Genomic DNA, 15,581 nt, shown 5'->3' on the forward strand with positions numbered 1-15,581 from the left:
GTACGGCGATGACGTCGTCGTACGCGTTGAGCGGCAGGGCGGCCGTCGTCACCGGCGGCACACGGGGGATCGGGCGGGCCGTGGCCGAGGGGCTCACGGCGGCCGGGGCGCTGGTGTGCGTGACAGCGCGGGACGCGGCCGAGGTACGGCGCACGGCCGCCGCGCTGGGCGGGATCGGGCTGGCCGGGGACGTCGCCGCGCCGGGGCATCTGGAGGCGCTGACGGACCTGGCGCTGCGTGAGTTCGGACGGCTGGACGTCGTCGTCAACAACGCGGCGACGAACCGACCGTACGGCCCGCTGATGGACGCCGGCCCGGAGGAGTGGCGGGCGGCGTTCGCCGTCAACGTCGAGGCTCCGCTGCGGCTGGTGCGGTGCGCCTGGCGGGGCTGGATGCGCGAGCACGGCGGGGCCGTCGTCAACGTGTGCACCGAGGGCGCCGGTCACGTGGGCCCGAACGTCGGGGCGTACGGCACGACCAAGGCGGCCCTGCTCCATCTCACCGGGCAGCTCGCGGGTGAACTCGCGCCCCGGGTGCGGGTGAACTCCGTCTCCCCCGGGCTGGTGCGCACCGAGATGGCCCGGTTCGTGTGGGATCCGGGCGAGGAGGAGGTGGCCGCGGGGCTGCCGCTCGGGCGGATCGGGGAGCCGACGGACGTGGCGCGGGCGGTGGTGTGGCTCGCGTCGGACGCCGCCGAGTGGATCACAGGCGCGGATCTGCTGGTGGACGGCGGGACGCGGGTGCGCGCCGCGTCCACCGCGGGGCCGTACGCGGTGCACGGGCGACTGCGCGGGGTGCCCGAGATCTAGGCGGCGACGCGGCCCGGCCCCCGAAGGGGCCGCAGTCCCATGGGGTCTGCAAGAGGATTTCAACCACGAAGAACGCGTCACCTGCGCACCGGGCACTCCGGCACGACCGCTTCACCGTACGGGACACCCGCCCGTGCCGGCCACCGGATTAGGTGAGGGGGCTCACCACTTGCCGGGCGCGTAGTCCTTCATGAAGACGCCGTACAGGTCCTCGCCCGCCTCGCCGCGCACGATCGGGTCGTAGACGCGGGCGGCGCCGTCGACCAGGTCGAGCGGGGCGTGGAAGCCGGCCTCGGCGAGGCGCAGCTTCTCGAAGTGCGGGCGCTCGTCGGTGATCCAGCCGGTGTCGACGGAGGTCATGAGGATGCCGTCGGTGTCGAACATCTCCTGGGCGCTGGTCCGCGTGACCATGTTCATGGCCGCCTTCGCCGCGTTGGTGTTCGGGTGCCCGGCGCCCTTGTAGCCACGGCTGAAGACGCCCTCCATCGCCGAGACGTTGACGACGTAGGCGCGTTTGCTGGCCGCCTTCTTCGCCGCGTCGGCCATGGCCGGGCGCAGCGCGCTGATGAGGATGAACGGCGCGGTGTAGTTGCACAGCTGGGTCTCCAGCAGCTCCACCGGGGAGATCTGCTCGATGGTCTGCACCCAGGTGTTGGTGTCGACGACGTCGGGCACGAGGCCGCCGGCGTCGATCGCGGTGCCCTCGACATGGCGGGCGATGCTGGCGTTGCCCGCGACGAGGGCGAGGTCGGCGACCTTCTGCGCGTCCAGGCCGCTGGTGCCGACGGGCAGCGCGGCGATGCCGTCGACCGCGCCCGAGTTGAAGGCGCCGATGACGGAGTGGGCGGGCAGCTCACCGGCGGGCAGCGGGGCGGCCTCGCCCTCGACCAGGGCCGCGTAGGCGGAGGGCAGCCGGCGGACGGTCTGGGTCGCGTTGTTGATCAGGATGTCGAGCGGGCCCGCCTCGGCGACCTGCTCGGCCAGCGCGACGGCCTGGGCCGGGTCGCGCAGGTCGATGCCGACGACCTCCAGGCGGTGGAGCCAGTCCGCGGAGTCCTCCATCGCCTTGAACCGGCGGATGGCGTCCTTGGGGAAGCGCGTGGTGACGGTGGTGTGGGCGCCGTCGCGCAGCAGCCGCAGCGCGATGTACATGCCGATCTTGGCCCGGCCGCCGGTGAGCAGGGCGCGCTTGCCGGTGAGGTCGGCGCGGGCGTCGCGCTTGGCCCGGTTGGTGCGGGCGCAGTCCGGGCAGAGCTGGTGGTAGAAGTAGTCGACCTCGACGTAGCGGCCCTTGCAGGTGTAGCAGGAACGCGGGCGCTGGAGTATGCCCGCGATCTTGCCTTCCTCGATCTTGGAGGAGGGCAGCAGGCCCTCGGTCTCGTCGTCGATGCGCTCGGCGGAGCCGGTCGCGGTGGCCTCGGTGACGGCGCGGTCGTGCGCGGTCTTGGCGGCCCGGCGCTCCTGGCGGCGGCGCTGCTTGACCGTTCGGTAGATGTGCGAGGTGGCCCGCCGCACCCTGATCGCGTCGGGGTGGTCGACGTCGAGCTGGTCGAGCTCCTCCAGCACGCTCAGGCAGACAGCCAGCCGCTCCGGGTCGATCCCCGGCCCGTAGACCACCTCGTCCGTGGCCATGGAGGCCATGGAGCCGTCCTCTGTCACCGTCATCGCGCTGCCGCTTCCCTGATCACCCGCGCAGCGCGCCGACTCGCGCCCGCTTTCGAACGGGGAATTTTACGGAGAGCGGGGGTCAGGAACCAAACCGTCTCAGGAAACCCCCTGGGGACACCCGCGGCCGCCGACGGCGAGGACGCCCCACGGGAGCCACCCGCACCCCGGACGAGGGTGGTGCGGGTGGTGCGGTGTGGTGCCGGTGGTGCTGGTGGTGCGGGTGGGAACCCTCGAACATCGAACCCGCAGGCCGCCGACGGGCGAAGAGGCCCCACGGGGGCCACCCGCACCCGACGACGAGAGCGGCACGGGTGGGCGGGTGGTCGTCCCTCACAGCTCGCAGGCCGACAGCAACGTCTCGACCTCGGCCGACACCGCGTACGCGAACCGGTCCAGGTCCGGCACGGCCTCCGCGTCGGCGACCAGCCCGTAGTGCACACGGCCGCGGTACGTCGAGATCGCCACCGCCAGTGCCTGCCCGGGCGCGAGCGGGGCCAGTGGATACACCTCCCTCAGCTCCTGTCCGCCGAGGCGCAGCCCCAGCCCGGGCAGGGGCACGCTGGTGACCAGGATGTCGAACCAGAGCCGGGCGGCCTGGCCGACCAGCGGCCCGCCGAGCCGGTGCCCGAGCGCCGGGACGTGGTCGGCGAGCAACGCGACCGCGCCGGCGCCCCGGTTCGGCCCTGCGTCCTTGTTGCGGACCATCGCCGTGCGCACGGTGTCGAGGCGGCCGAGCGGGTCGGACTGGTCCACCGGAAGCCGTATCAGATAGCCGGAGAGCCGGTTGCCCTGCGGGTGCGCGGTGCGCGGGCGGCGCCGGGAGACGGGGATGAGGGCGCGGGGCGCCACGCCCTTGGTGGACTCGCCGCGCTCCTCCAGCCAGCGGCGTAGGGCGCCCGCGACGACGGCGATGAGGACGTCGTTGACCGTGCCGCCGGCGCTCTTGCGCACCCGGTGCACGTCGTCGATGTCGACGACCACACCGGCGGTGCGGCGAGTGCCGCTCGGGGCCGAGGTGAGCGCGGAGGAGGGCCGCATGCCGAGCGTGGAGCGGGCGAGGGAGGCGCCGATGTCCAGGGCCCGGCCCGCGTCGGACAGGGCGCCCCGGACCAGCCCGGGGACCATGCCCGGCAGCCTGCGTACGTCCGTCAGCAGGCCGCGCGGCGGTTCCAGGGCGCGCGGCGGCCGCTCGGGCAGGTCCACCGGGTCCAGGACACCGGCGGCGAGCTTCAGCGCGCGCAGCCCGTCGGCGAGGGCGTGGTGGAACTTGAACAGCACCGCGAAGGACATCCCGTCCTCGCCGGGCAGGACGTGCGCCTCCCACGGCGGGCGGCCGCGCTCCAGCGGGCGTTCCATCAGCCGGCCGGCGACCGCGTGGAAGTCGGCCGTCGGGGCGTGCAGCCGGACGTGGTTCAGCGGGTCGAAGTCCGGGTCGGTCTCGCGGGCGGCGCCGCCGAAGGCGAGCGGCTGCCACACGTCGCGGATGCGCAGGCGGAGCCCGGGTACGGCGGCGGCGCGGGCGGCGAGCAGGTCGGCCGCGTGGGCGCCGGCGGTGGGCGAGTGGGCACCGAAGACGCCGAGCGCGCCGAGGTGCATCGGATGCCGGTCGGACTCGATGTTCCAGAACGCCAGGTCGAGTGGAGCGAGCAGATCGGAAGTCAAGGGCTTGCCTCACGCGCGACGACGGGTGGATGTGCAGTCACTCGCAGTGAATCTCCGACAAGCGATTACGGTCAAGTATGATCAGGCTACGCTCAGTTAACAGCAGATTAAGTCCCGCCCCTCCAACAGGGGTGGGCAGGGGCGGGACCACGTGATATGTCAGCTCACTTCAGGACGGGCTGCGCCACCCCGGGTGACGTACCCCACTCAGACGGGCGCGGGCCGACCGTGAACGCGAGCGAGCGCAGCGACCGCAGCGCGTCGTTCGTGAGGTAGGTCCGCCCGTGCGGGGTGCCGTCGGTGTGGACGGCCTGGATGTAGCGGTCGGTGGCCGAGGTGCCGGGAGCGGCGATGGTCAGCCCGCCGCTCGGCCAGTAGCGGCGGTCCAGGGTGAGGTCGACCCGGTCGAAGACGGGCGTGGACAGGCCCCAGGTGCCGTAGCCGGGCTGGATCGGGAACAGGCCGATGGACGACAGCACGTTCCAGGCGGACATGGTGCCCAGGTCGTCGTTGCCGGTGATGCCGCCGGGTCCGTCGGTGAACAGGGTCAGGGCGGCGTGGACCACGTCGGTGGTCTTCCAGGGCTGGCCGGTGGCGAGATAGGTGTACGGCGCGATGAGGTCGGGCTCGTTCATCGGGTTGTACGTGGCGGCGTTGTAGTAGTCGTACGCGTCGCCGTGCACCCACACTTCGCGGGCGGTCCTCGCGGGGTCGGCCAGCAGCTTGTCGTAGGCGAAGAAGGAGTCCAGGCGGGCGTTGGCCGTGCGCTCGCCGCCGATGAGCCGGACCATGCCGGGTACGTCCTGCGGGACGAGCCACTGGTACTGCCAGGCGGTGCCCTCGTGGAAGCCGGTGCCGCGGGCCGGGTCGGCCGAGCCGGTGAAGGCGCCGGAGGCGTCGCGGGCGCGGAAGAAGCCGGTGCCGGGGTCGAAGATGTTCCGGTAGTTCTGCGCGCGGGCGGCGTAGCGGGCGGCGTCCGCGTCATGGCCGAGGCCGCGGGCCATCTGGGCCAGCATGGCATCGGCGAGCGCGTACTCCAGGGTGACGGAGGCGCCGTGGTGGTAGTCGGAGTCGCCCATCTTGGCCAGCGGGCGGTTCTCGATGAACGGGGCGAAGCCGTGCGCGATGTACTCGGCGTTGGCCTCCCGGCCGATGCCCGGGTACTCGGCGGGCGGGACGCCGTCGGCGTTCTTCCTCAGCGCGCGGTAGGCCCGCTCCTCGAAGCCCTTGAGCAGACCTGTCTGATAGGCGGCGGTCAGGAACGGGGTGACCGGGTCGCCGCTCATGACGTTCGTCTCGACCGGGCCGTAGCCCCACTTCGGCAGCCAGCCGCCGTCCTCGTCGATCGCCACCACCGAGCGGGCCATGTCCCGTGCCTCGCGCGGGGCGAGCAGGGCGAGGAGCTGCACCTGGGTGCGGTAGGTGTCCCACAGCGACCAGTTCTGGTAGTACGTGAACCCGTCGGCGTGGTGGACCCGGCGGTCCCAGCCGAAGTAACGGCCGTCGGTGTCGCCGCCGATGTTCGGCGCCAGGAAGGACCGGTACAGCGAGGAGTAGAAGGTCCGGCGCAGGGTCTGGGTGCCGCCCCGGACGTGCACGCCGGCGAGCCGCCGCTCCCACTCCTCGCGGGCCCGCTCGCGCACGGTGTCGAAGGACCGGCCGCCCTCCGCGGCGAGGTTTCCGGCCGCGCCGCGCGAGTCGACGTACGACAGCGCGGTGGTCGCCTCGACCGTACGGTCCTTGCTGGTGTCGAAGCGGACGTAGGCGCCGCCGTGTCCGCTGCGCGAGCCCGGGGTGACGTTCTGGCCGTCCCAGGTGCCGTAGGCGGTGAAGGGCCGGCTGAAGCGGGTGATCGTGTAGACGGTGTAGGGGCCGGTGTCCCGGCAGAAGCCGTGCCCGGTGATCTCGGTGCGCACGGTGTGGTCGTCGAGGACCTCGACGGTGGCGGAGACCGGCTTGTGCAGCGACTGGGCGGCGTTCAGCAGGACGTTGGCCTTGTCGGTGGCCGGGAAGGTGTAGCGCTGGACGCCGGTGCGCTCGGTGGCGGTCAGTTCGGCGCGGATGCCGGAGGAGAGGCCGACGCGGTAGTAGCCGGGGCTCGCCGCCTCGTCCTGGTGCGCGAAGGAGGCCGCGTACGTGGTGTAGTCCGTCTGTGTCACGTCGCCGGTGGTCGGCAGCACGGGCAGGTCGCCGCCGATGCGGCAGCCGACGCCCGAGAGATGGACGAGGGAGAAGCCGCGGACCCGGTTCTGCGTGTAGTCGTAGCCGGCGAAGTGGCCGGTGTCCGGGGAGAGCTGCACCATGCCGAAGGGCACGGCCGCGCCGGGGAAGGTGTTGCCCTCGTCCTGGCTCCCGATGAAGGGGTTGACCAGGTCGGTGAGGTGTCCGTCGGTCCGCTCGGCGGCGTCTGCGGAGGGGGTGGCGATCAGCGCGGACGCTGTCATCACCCCGGCCAGGCACAGCCGTGTACGCCGGGTCCCTCTCATGTCGGATGACCTCCGGAGGTTCGACATCGTTCCCTGCATCCTGAGGGGCTGACGACGCAAACCCGGGCAACCGGAGGGATCGGCGCGGAACGCGTCGCGTCCGCGCGCCGTCTGACGGGGTGTCCGTCCGGCGGTCAGGTCACCCGCTGACCCTTCCCCAGAGCGATCACCCCGCCCGCCGAGACCGTGTACAGCTCCGCGTCCCGTTCCGGGTTGACGCCGATCGTCGCACCCGGCGGGACCTCGACGTTCTTGTCCAGGACGGCACCGCGGACCACCGCGCCCCGGCCGATGTGCACGTTGTCGTGCAGCACCGAGCCCTGGACCACCGCGCCCGGGTCGACCCGTACGCCGGGCGACAGCACGGAACGGGTGACCTGACCACGGATCAGACAGCCCGCGCTGATGATGGACTCGCTCGCGATGCCGCCCGCGCTGAAGCGGGCCGGGGAGAGCTGGCCCGAGTGGGTGTAGATGGGCCACTGCCGGTTGTACAGGTTGAAGGCGGGGCGCTCGGCGATGAGGTCCATGTGCGCCTCGTAGTAGGCGTCCAGGGTGCCCACGTCCCGCCAGTAGCCCTGGTCGCGGGTGGTCTCACCGGGCACGTGGTTGTCGCCGAAGTCGTACAGCTGGGCCTCGCCGCGCACCGTGAGCTGGGGCAGGATCGAGCCGCCCATGTCGTGCACGGACTGCCCGTCCTCGGCGTCCCGGTGCAGCGCCTCGACGAGGGCCTTGGTGGTGAAGATGTAGTTCCCCATCGAGGCGAACACGGTCTCCGGGGCGTCCGGCAGTCCGGGTGGGTCCGCCGGCTTCTCCAGGAAGCGGCGGATCGTACGGCCGTCCGTGCCGGGCGTGATCACCCCGAAGGCCGAGGACTCCGCGCGCGGCACCCGGATACCGGCCACCGTCACCCCGGCACCGCCCTCGATGTGCTGTGCGAGCATCTGCCGCGGATCCATCCGGTACACGTGGTCGGCGCCGAACACCGCGACGTACTCAGGCTGTTCGTCGTGGACGAGGTTCAGGGACTGCAGGATCGCGTCGGCGCTGCCCAGGTACCAGCGCGGGCCGAGGCGCTGCTGGGCCGGGACCGGGGTGACGTAGTTGCCGAGCAGGCTGGACATCCGCCAGGTGGTGGTGATGTGCCGGTCCAGCGAGTGCGACTTGTACTGGGTCAGCACACAGATGCGCAGCACATCGGCGTTGACGAGGTTGGACAGGACGAAGTCGACGAGGCGGTACGTGCCGCCGAAGGTGACCGCGGGTTTGGCGCGGTCCGCGGTGAGCGGCATCAGACGCTTGCCCTCCCCGCCCGCCAGCACGATCCCGAGTACGGAAGGCCCTCCACGACGCATGGCCGCTCCCCTCACCCTGGTAGAACCATGGTTGCCCCGACCCCGCACGGACTAAGCCCCCTTGAGGATCTCCTCGTACAGTCCGGCGGTGCGGCGGGCCACCGCGTCCCAGCCGAACTCCCCCACCGCGCGCACCCGTCCGGCCTCTCCCATCCGCCGGGCCCCCTCCGGGTCGCCGAGGACGGTGTCCAGCGCCCGGGCCAGGCCCGCCTCGAAACCGTCGTCCACGTCCACCAGGAGCCCCGCCCTGCCGTCCGCCACCACTTCCGGGATGCCGCCGACCCGGGAGGCCACGACCGGGGTGCCGCACGCCATCGCCTCCAGGTTGACGATGCCGAGCGGCTCGTACACCGACGGGCAGACGAACACGGCGGCGTGCGTGAGGAGTTGGATGACCTCCGCGCGCGGCAGCATCTGCGGGATCCAGAGCACGCCGTCGCGGACGCGGCGCACCTCCTCGTACAGCTCCCGGAACTCGCGGTCGATCTCCGGGGTGTCGGGGGCGCCGGCGCACAGCACGACCTGGGCGGCCGGGTCGATCTCCCGTACCGCGCGCAGCAGGTGGGGCACGCCCTTCTGGCGGGTGATGCGGCCGACGAACAGTACGTACGGGCGGTCGGGGTCGACGCCGTGGCGCAGGAGCGCGTCGGTGCCGTGGTCCGGGCGGTACAGGCGGGTGTCGATGCCGTTGTGCACGACGTGGACGCGCTTCGGGTCCAGCGCCGGATAGCAGGTGAGGATGTCCTCGCGCATGGCGCCCGAGACGGCGATCACCGCGTCGGCGGCCTCCACGGCGGTGCGCTCGGCCCAGCCCGACAGCGCGTATCCGCCGCCCAGTTGCTCCGCCTTCCAGGGCCGCAGCGGCTCCAGGGAGTGGGCGGTGACCACGTGCGGGATGCCGTACAGCAGCTTGGCGAGGTGGCCGGCGAGGTTCGCGTACCAGGTGTGGGAGTGGACGAGTTCGCGGCCTTCGAGGGCGGCGGCGACGGAGAGGTCCACGGAGAAGGTGCGCAGCGCGTCGTTGGCGCCGTCGAGCGCGGACCAGGGCCGGTGGCGTACGACGCCCACTGCGCGGCCCTCGCCCCAGCAGTGCACCTCCAGGTCCACCAGGGCGGTCAACTCCCGCGCCAGGAACTCCACATGGACTCCGGCGCCGCCGTACACGTCCGGGGGGTACTCCCGGGTCAGCAGTCCCACTCGCACCCGACAACCCCCTGGTCTCGGTGGCAGGTCCCCCTCATGGTCACCCGGAAACGGCCCCCGGGGAAGAGCGCGGAGGCCGCGTGAAGCAGCAGTCGCCGCAGACCCCGCCGCCGGGCACCCGGTAGTACAGGCAGCAGCTGCGGCGGCGGAACGCGGTGCCGGTGCGGGTTCCGGTGGGGCGCAGCAGGGGGTGGGCGAAGAGGGCGTCCGTGAGCGTGCGGGCCCGGTCCGCCACGTCACGGCGGCCGTTCGCCCGGGCCCAGCGGTCCAGTTCCCGGGCGGCACCGGCGAGCGCGGAGCCCGCGTTGCCCCACAGCAGCCCGGCCGCGACACCGTAACGATCCCTCAGGGTCTCCCCCAGGGGTTCCAGGTGTCGGTGCAGTACCCCGGCGACGAGGTCGGGGTCCCCGGGCAGCGGGCGTACGCCGGTCAGCCACAGGTCGTCGGGGGCGGACCCCAGGGGGTCCCAGCGCAAGCGGCGGGGGTCGAGGTCGGGCAGCCGTCCGTACAGGGCGGCGCAGCCGAGGGCCGCCGACCACAGCCGGGCCGCCAGCCCCTGCTGGGCGAGGGAGGCGGCGACCCGCGGCTCGGGGGTGCGCAGCCGCTCGGCGACCACGGCGACACGCGCGGCGAGGGCGTCGCGGTGAACGCCGGAGGGCGTCTTCGCGTACACCTGCGCGAGAGTGGTCGGCGGCGCCGTTTCGTCGGTGCGCAGGGCGAAGAAGCCGCCGAGCGGGCGGAGGGCGGCGAGTTCGGGGTCGAGGTCCACGACGGGCAGTACTACCAGGCACACCCGTCCCAAGGATGATCAGGGCACCGTCGTACTCCATCGGCAGTAGGACGCATTGCGTGCTCAGGGACGACGACGGGAACAGACGCGGGCGGGCAGAGTGTTGGGCATGGATGCCGACCGTACGCCGCACCGGGCTCAGGGCCCCCGTCCCGCGCAGAGGAGACGCTGATGAGCGCCCTCGCGCTGTCCGTGCTGTTGTCGGTCGTGTCCGCCCTCGCCTACGCCGGCGGCGCGATCGTGCAGGAGCAGGTCGCGGTGTCCACCCCGGACAGTGCGTACATGCCGCTGCGCCGGCCGAGTTGGTGGGGAGCGCTCGCGCTCAACGGGCTCGGCGGTGTGCTGCACGTGGTGGCGCTGGCCTACGGGCCGCTCAGTCTGGTCCAGCCGCTCGGCGCGCTGACCATCGTCTTCGCGCTGCCCATGGCGGCGCTGTGCGTCGGCCGCAGGGCCGGGTCGGCCGCCTGGCGCGGCGCCGTCATGGCCACGGTGGGCCTCGCCGGCCTGCTGTCCCTGGTCGGCTCCTCCGACACCCACTCCCTCGACACGGCCCAGCGGGTCGCGGTCGCGCTGGTGACCGGTGCCGCGGTGGCCGCGCTGACGGGCGCGGGAGTGGCCGCGCACCGGCACCCCGCGGTGCGCAGCGTGCTGCTCGCCACCGCCTCCGGCATCGCGTTCGGCATGTCCTCGGTGTTCACCAAGACCGTCGCCGAGGACTGGACCCACGGCGTCGACCCGGTCGACCTGCCGTGGCTCGGCCTGATCGGGGTGTTCGCGGTCGCCGGCGTCGCACTGTCCCAGGCCTCCTACCGCGGCGGTGGCCTCGCCGCCCCGCTGTCCACGCAGACCGTGGTCAACCCGGTGCTGGCGGCGGCCATCGGCATCCTGATGTTCGGCGAGGCGTTCCGCTACGGCGACCTGGGCTCCGGGCTCGCCATCACCTGCGGGGTGGTGGCGGCGGGCGGCCTGGTCCTGCTGACGACCGAACGGATCGAGCGCACCGGAACGCCGGCGGCGGCACAGGCCCCCGCGCCGGACGCGGACCCGGCCTCCGCGAAGCCGGAGGCGCCGGCGGCGCTCCCCGGTGTGCCGCAGCAGCGGGTGACGACACCGCCCGAGGCGGAGCGGCCCGGCGGGCCCGCGCGGACCGACGGCACGCTCGACGGGCCGGCCGCGCGGGGCCTGCTGCCGGCGCCGGCCGGCACCGGGGAGGACGCCGAGGCCGGCGAACCGCTCGCCGCCTGGGTGCTCCCCGCACCGGGCGTCCTCGTACGGCTGCCGGCCTTGGACCGTACGGGCGTCAGATCGTGACGCCGCCGGCCCGCAGATAGGCGAGCGGGTCGATGTCCGAACCGAAGCCGGGTCCGGTCCGCACCTCGAAGTGCAGGTGCGGGCCGGTGACGTTGCCGGTGGCCCCGGAACGGCCGATGCGCTGCCCGGCGCCGACCTGCTGCCCGATCCGCACGGAGATCGCCGACAGGTGGGCGTACTGGCTGTAGCGGCCGTCGGCGTGCCGGATCTCCACCTGGTAGCCGTACGAGCCGCCCCAGCCCGCGGCCACCACCTCCCCTGCCTCCACGGCCTTCACGGAGGTCCCGGTCGGCACGAGGAAGTCGACGCCGGTGTGATACCCCTTCGACCAGTGCCCGCCTGCCACGCGATAGCCGGTGCCGATGGGGGCGTTGACCGGGGCGACGAGCGTACGGCCGGTGGTCCTGGTCCGGGTCTTGTGCGGTGCGGACTTTTGGGGTGCGGTCTTGTGCTCCGAAGGGGCTTTCCGCTGAGGTGACTTGGTGTCGGCGGCGGCCGTGCCGCGCAGGCTGAGCCGCTGGCCCGGCAGGATCAGGTCGGGGTCGGCGCCGATCGTGGAGCGGTTGCCGGCGTAGAGCGTGCGCCAGCCGCCGCGCACATGGTGGTCCTCGGCGATCCCGGACAGCGTGTCGCCGTGCACCACCGTGTACATCTCGGCCCGGCCCGCGCGCGACTGCGGAGTGGTCTGCGGCGTCACATCCCGTACGGAGCTCTTCTTCGCGGCGTGCACGGGCCGGGTCGCCGCGCTGTCCGTGTGCACTGCGGGGTCGGCGTCCCCCCGGGTCAGCCCGGCCCGCACCGAGCACACCGGCCAGGCGCCGGGCCCCTGTCCGTCGAGGACCCGCTCGGCGACGGCGATCTGCTGGTCACGGCCGGCGAGGTCGGCGCGCGGCGCGTACCGGGTGCCGCCGTACGCCTCCCAGGTGGACTGGGTGAACTGCAGCCCGCCGAAGTAGCCGTTGCCGGTGTTGATGCTCCAGTTTCCGCTGGACTCGCAGGCGGCGACCTTGTTCCAGGAGGCGGCGTCGGCCGCGTCGGCGGTGCCGGCGGCGACCAGCGGGATGGCGAGGCCGGCGCCGCCCGCCGTGACGGTGAGTGAGGCGCGGTTGATCCTTTTCGGCTGGTACCGGCGATGCCGGCCGCGTACGGCCATGTCCGATGTCCCCTCGGCATGCGTCAGGAGGGGAAAAAGTAAGCGCCGCGAACAGGCCATGACAAGACGGAAATCCGGCCTCCCGCACCGCCCAAGTGGCCGGGAACGGCCCCTGCTTGGCCTGATCCGCCGAACACTGAGGCTCCAGACGCCGTCGCCGCGTACTCAAGGCTGGCGGGTCGGATGTGCACTCGCCACAGCGGCACGTAAGGATGGGCGAGGACCCGTACTGACGGAGCCGTAGTCAATGAGGCAATCAGGGAGCAGGCGGCATGAGCACTTCAGCGCAGATCGGTGTCACGGGCCTCGCGGTCATGGGCCGCAACCTCGCCCGGAACTTCGCCCGCAACGGCTACACCGTCGCTGTGCACAACCGTACGGTGGCGCGGACCAAGGCGCTGGTGGAGGAGTTCGGCAGTGAGGGCGACTTCATCGGGACCGAGACCGCCGAGGAGTTCGTGGCGGCGCTGGAGCGCCCGCGCCGCCTGGTGATCATGGTCAAGGCGGGCGGTCCGACGGACGCCGTGATCGAGGAGTTCGCGCCGCTGCTGGAGCCCGGCGACATGATCATCGACGGCGGCAACGCGCACTTCGCGGACACCCGGCGCCGGGAGAAGGCGCTGCGCGAGCAGGGCATCCATTTCGTCGGCATGGGCGTCTCCGGCGGTGAGGAGGGCGCGCTGCACGGGCCGAGCATCATGCCGGGCGGGCCGAAGGAGTCGTACGACTCGCTGGGCCCGATGCTGGAGAAGATCTCGGCGAAGGCGAAGGACGGCGCGCCGTGTGTCACGCACGTGGGTCCGGACGGTGCCGGGCACTTCGTGAAGATGGTCCACAACGGCATCGAGTACGCCGACATGCAGCTCATCGGCGAGGCCTACCAGCTGCTGCGCGATGTCGCCGGATACTCCCCCGCCGAGATCGCGGAGATCTTCCGCACCTGGAACCAGGGCCGGCTGGACTCCTACCTCATCGAGATCACGGCCGAGGTGCTGTCCCACGTGGACGCGGCGACCGGCAAGCCGTTCGTGGACGTCGTGGTCGACCAGGCCGAGCAGAAGGGCACCGGCCGCTGGACGGTGCAGATCGCCCTGGACCTGGGCGTTCCGGTGTCCGGCATCGCCGAGGCGGTCTTCGCGCGCTCGCTGTCCGGGCACGCGGGGCTCCGCGAGGCCTCGCAGGGGCTGGCGGGGCCCAAGGCGGCGCCGCTGGGCAAGGAGGAGGCGGCGGCCTTCGCCGACCGGGTCGAGCAGGCGCTGTACGCGTCCAAGATCGTGTCGTACACGCAGGGTTTCCACGAGATCGCCGCGGGCAGCGAGGAGTACGGCTGGGACGTCGACCTCGGTGCGGTGTCCGCGATCTGGCGGGGCGGCTGCATCATCCGTGCGGCCTTCCTGGACCGCATCCGCGCCGCGTACGACGCCCGCGCCGACCTGCCGAGCCTGCTGTCGGACGAGACGTTCGCCCGCGAGATCGCCGACGCGCAGGACGACTGGCGTGAGGTGGTGATCGCGGGCGTGCGGCAGGGTGTGCCCACGCCCGGGTTCTCGGCGGCTCTGGCGTACTACGACGCGCTGCGGGCGTCTCGCCTGCCGGCGGCGCTGACGCAGGGGCAGCGGGACTTCTTCGGGGCGCACACGTATCGGCGGGTGGACCGGGAGGGTGCGTTCCACACGCTGTGGGGCGGGGACCGGAGTGAGGTCTCGGCGTAGTTTTCCGTGCGGCCCTTTGTCGTTCGGCCCGACGCTTTCCCTCGATGCCTCACGTGAGGGGCGGTCCGGGCTCGGGGTTCGGTACCGGCTCCGGGCCCGGGGGGATCGGGGACGGGGACGGTTCCGGCGGTACCGGGCCCGGGGGTGGCGGGGGTGGCGGGGGCTGGGGTCCCGGCTCCGGCGGGGTGGGGCCGGGTGGGGGTGCGGGGGGTGGGACCGGGGTGGGGTAGGGATCCGGGGTGGTCATGGGGGCCTCCGGGCAGTCGTGGGACGTCGCCCTTCCGGACTCGTCGTCCCTCTGGATCCATCGTCCCTCTGGACTCGTCCCACGCCTGCCCGGCGAGCCCTCGGTCACTCACCCGACAGGGCGAGCCGGGTGTTCAGAAGCGGCCCGGGTGGCCCCTCAGCCAGTCCTTCGCGGCCGACAGCAGCGCCGGGTCGGCCGGCGGGGCGACCTCGGGGTGGCGGGCGGCCCACGTGACCACGTACGGGCACAGCGGGGCCACCGGGACGCCCTCGCGTTCGGCGACGGCGTACAGCTCGCGGGCGAGGGAGCCGGCGATGCCCTTGCCCTCGTGGGCGGGCTCGACGATGGTGTGGACCGGGACCAGGGCGCGCGCGGGCGACTCCAGCACGAAGTACTCGATACGGCCGACGACTTCGCCCTCGCCGACGGCCTCCAGGCGGCCCGCCGCCCGGTCGTCGCGGATCTCGATCTCGCTCATGGACTCACACGCTCCTGGTCCGGTCCTCATCAGGCGGTACGGTCAGGCCGTCGGCACAGCCTGCGGGCTGCGCCGCTGGTCCGAGCCGGGCACCGGTTCGGACGCGTCGGCGCCGAGGGAGACGATCCTGTTGGCGCCGTCCACGTGCACCACCCGTGGCCGCAGCTCACGCGCCTCGGCGTCGGTGACCTGAGCGTAGCTGATGATGATCACCAGGTCTCCGGGATGCACCAGATGGGCCGCGGCCCCGTTGATCCCGATGACCCCGGACCCGCGCTCGCCCTCGATGACGTACGTCTCCAGGCGGGCGCCGTTGGTGATGTCGACGATGTGCACGAGCTCGCCGGGCAGCAGATCGGCGGCGTCGAGGAGGTCGGCGTCGATGGTCACCGATCCCACGTAGTGCAGGTCGGCCTGGGTGACGGTGGCCCGGTGGATCTTGGACTTGAACATGGTACGAAACACGAGGAAACTCCCGATTCACTCTGCTCCCTGCCTGCTTCTGCAGGTCAAGGGCGGTCTCCGGAGGCTACATCGTTTCGCGTGGCCGGTCAGCCGACGCTTGAGTTTCGCGCCGAGTCCGCCCCTGTCGCTTCGAGGTCGGCCAGGAAACGATAGAAAGGGGATATGAGCGGAGTTCCGGGTCAATCCGGGCAGGATGTGTCTGACGCGTCCCTGAGGGTTCACCGACCCGGTCGGCCACGCAG

The 15,581-nt window shown here is 72.7% G+C and carries 12 protein-coding genes; 3 read left to right on the forward strand and 9 right to left on the reverse strand.

Translation table 11 applies throughout. The features are described 5' to 3' along the window. Positions 1-8: 8 nt before the first annotated feature. The gene (locus tag O1G22_RS06170; protein ID WP_270080373.1) at positions 9-809 is read left to right on the forward strand and encodes an SDR family oxidoreductase; all 801 of its coding nucleotides are present in this window, start codon (positions 9-11) and stop codon (positions 807-809) included. A 162-nt stretch (positions 810-971) separates the two neighbouring features. On the opposite strand, the gene O1G22_RS06175 is transcribed toward O1G22_RS06170, so the two are convergent. The 6 genes from O1G22_RS06175 to O1G22_RS06200 form a co-directional block, all read right to left on the reverse strand. Further along, positions 972-2,474 (reverse strand): SDR family NAD(P)-dependent oxidoreductase, encoded by a 1,503-nt coding sequence (locus tag O1G22_RS06175; RefSeq protein WP_270080374.1) that lies wholly within the window; start codon positions 2,472-2,474, stop codon positions 972-974. Between the two features lie 333 nt (positions 2,475-2,807). Further along, positions 2,808-4,139, reverse strand: coding sequence for a wax ester/triacylglycerol synthase family O-acyltransferase (locus tag O1G22_RS06180; RefSeq protein WP_270080375.1), 1,332 nt, complete (start codon positions 4,137-4,139; stop codon positions 2,808-2,810). A gap of 164 nt (positions 4,140-4,303) precedes the next feature. Then, positions 4,304-6,625, reverse strand: a complete 2,322-nt coding sequence (locus O1G22_RS06185; RefSeq protein WP_270080376.1) for a GH92 family glycosyl hydrolase — start codon at positions 6,623-6,625, stop codon at positions 4,304-4,306. Between the two features lie 134 nt (positions 6,626-6,759). Beyond that, on the reverse strand, positions 6,760-7,980 hold the full coding sequence (gene glgC / locus O1G22_RS06190) for a glucose-1-phosphate adenylyltransferase (protein ID WP_270080377.1): 1,221 nt from the start codon (positions 7,978-7,980) through the stop codon (positions 6,760-6,762). 51 nt (positions 7,981-8,031) lie between these two features. After that, the gene (glgA, locus tag O1G22_RS06195; protein WP_270080378.1) at positions 8,032-9,183 is read right to left on the reverse strand and encodes a glycogen synthase; all 1,152 of its coding nucleotides are present in this window, start codon (positions 9,181-9,183) and stop codon (positions 8,032-8,034) included. Positions 9,184-9,223: 40 nt separating this feature from the next. Next, positions 9,224-9,970, reverse strand: a complete 747-nt coding sequence (locus O1G22_RS06200) for a (2Fe-2S)-binding protein (RefSeq protein ID WP_270086346.1) — start codon at positions 9,968-9,970, stop codon at positions 9,224-9,226. Positions 9,971-10,144: 174 nt separating this feature from the next. Between O1G22_RS06200 and O1G22_RS06205 the strand changes: the two genes are divergently transcribed. Then, entirely contained in the window at positions 10,145-11,284 is a 1,140-nt protein-coding gene (locus tag O1G22_RS06205) for a DMT family transporter (RefSeq protein ID WP_270080379.1), read from the forward strand. On the opposite strand, the gene O1G22_RS06210 is transcribed toward O1G22_RS06205, so the two are convergent. Beyond that, the gene (locus tag O1G22_RS06210) at positions 11,274-12,437 is read right to left on the reverse strand and encodes a transglycosylase family protein (protein ID WP_270080380.1); all 1,164 of its coding nucleotides are present in this window, start codon (positions 12,435-12,437) and stop codon (positions 11,274-11,276) included. The genes O1G22_RS06205 and O1G22_RS06210 overlap by 11 nt on opposite strands. Before the next feature lie 272 nt (positions 12,438-12,709). On the opposite strand from O1G22_RS06210, the gene gndA reads away from it, so the two are divergent. Beyond that, positions 12,710-14,149, forward strand: coding sequence for an NADP-dependent phosphogluconate dehydrogenase (gene gndA, locus O1G22_RS06215; protein ID WP_225095059.1), 1,440 nt, complete (start codon positions 12,710-12,712; stop codon positions 14,147-14,149). Between the two features lie 380 nt (positions 14,150-14,529). On the opposite strand, the gene O1G22_RS06220 is transcribed toward gndA, so the two are convergent. Together O1G22_RS06220 and panD are read right to left on the reverse strand one after the other, a co-directional pair. Continuing rightward, positions 14,530-14,874 carry a GNAT family N-acetyltransferase gene (locus O1G22_RS06220; RefSeq protein WP_270080381.1) on the reverse strand — a complete coding sequence of 115 codons (345 nt, stop codon included), beginning with the start codon at positions 14,872-14,874 and terminating at the stop codon, positions 14,530-14,532. Between the two features lie 42 nt (positions 14,875-14,916). Then, entirely contained in the window at positions 14,917-15,339 is a 423-nt protein-coding gene (panD, locus tag O1G22_RS06225; RefSeq protein ID WP_225095061.1) for an aspartate 1-decarboxylase, read from the reverse strand. Positions 15,340-15,581 lie beyond the last annotated feature (242 nt).

The sequence above is a fragment of the Streptomyces camelliae genome (assembly GCF_027625935.1).
Taxonomy (GTDB): Bacteria; Actinomycetota; Actinomycetes; order Streptomycetales; family Streptomycetaceae; genus Streptomyces; species Streptomyces camelliae.

Excerpts from the sequence above, each read along its gene's own strand:
- O1G22_RS06205 (WP_270080379.1), top strand. The coding sequence starts at position 10,145 with ATGAGCGCCCTCGCGCTGTCCGTGCTGTTGTCGGTCGTGTCCGCCCTC.
- gndA (WP_225095059.1), top strand. The coding sequence starts at position 12,710 with ATGAGCACTTCAGCGCAGATCGGTGTCACGGGCCTCGCGGTCATGGGC.
- O1G22_RS06220 (WP_270080381.1), bottom strand. The coding sequence starts at position 14,874 with ATGAGCGAGATCGAGATCCGCGACGACCGGGCGGCGGGCCGCCTGGAG.
- O1G22_RS06185 (WP_270080376.1), bottom strand. The coding sequence starts at position 6,625 with ATGAGAGGGACCCGGCGTACACGGCTGTGCCTGGCCGGGGTGATGACA.
- O1G22_RS06175 (WP_270080374.1), bottom strand. The coding sequence starts at position 2,474 with ATGACGGTGACAGAGGACGGCTCCATGGCCTCCATGGCCACGGACGAG.
- O1G22_RS06170 (WP_270080373.1), top strand. The coding sequence starts at position 9 with ATGACGTCGTCGTACGCGTTGAGCGGCAGGGCGGCCGTCGTCACCGGC.
- O1G22_RS06210 (WP_270080380.1), bottom strand. The coding sequence starts at position 12,437 with ATGGCCGTACGCGGCCGGCATCGCCGGTACCAGCCGAAAAGGATCAAC.
- glgC (WP_270080377.1), bottom strand. The coding sequence starts at position 7,980 with ATGCGTCGTGGAGGGCCTTCCGTACTCGGGATCGTGCTGGCGGGCGGG.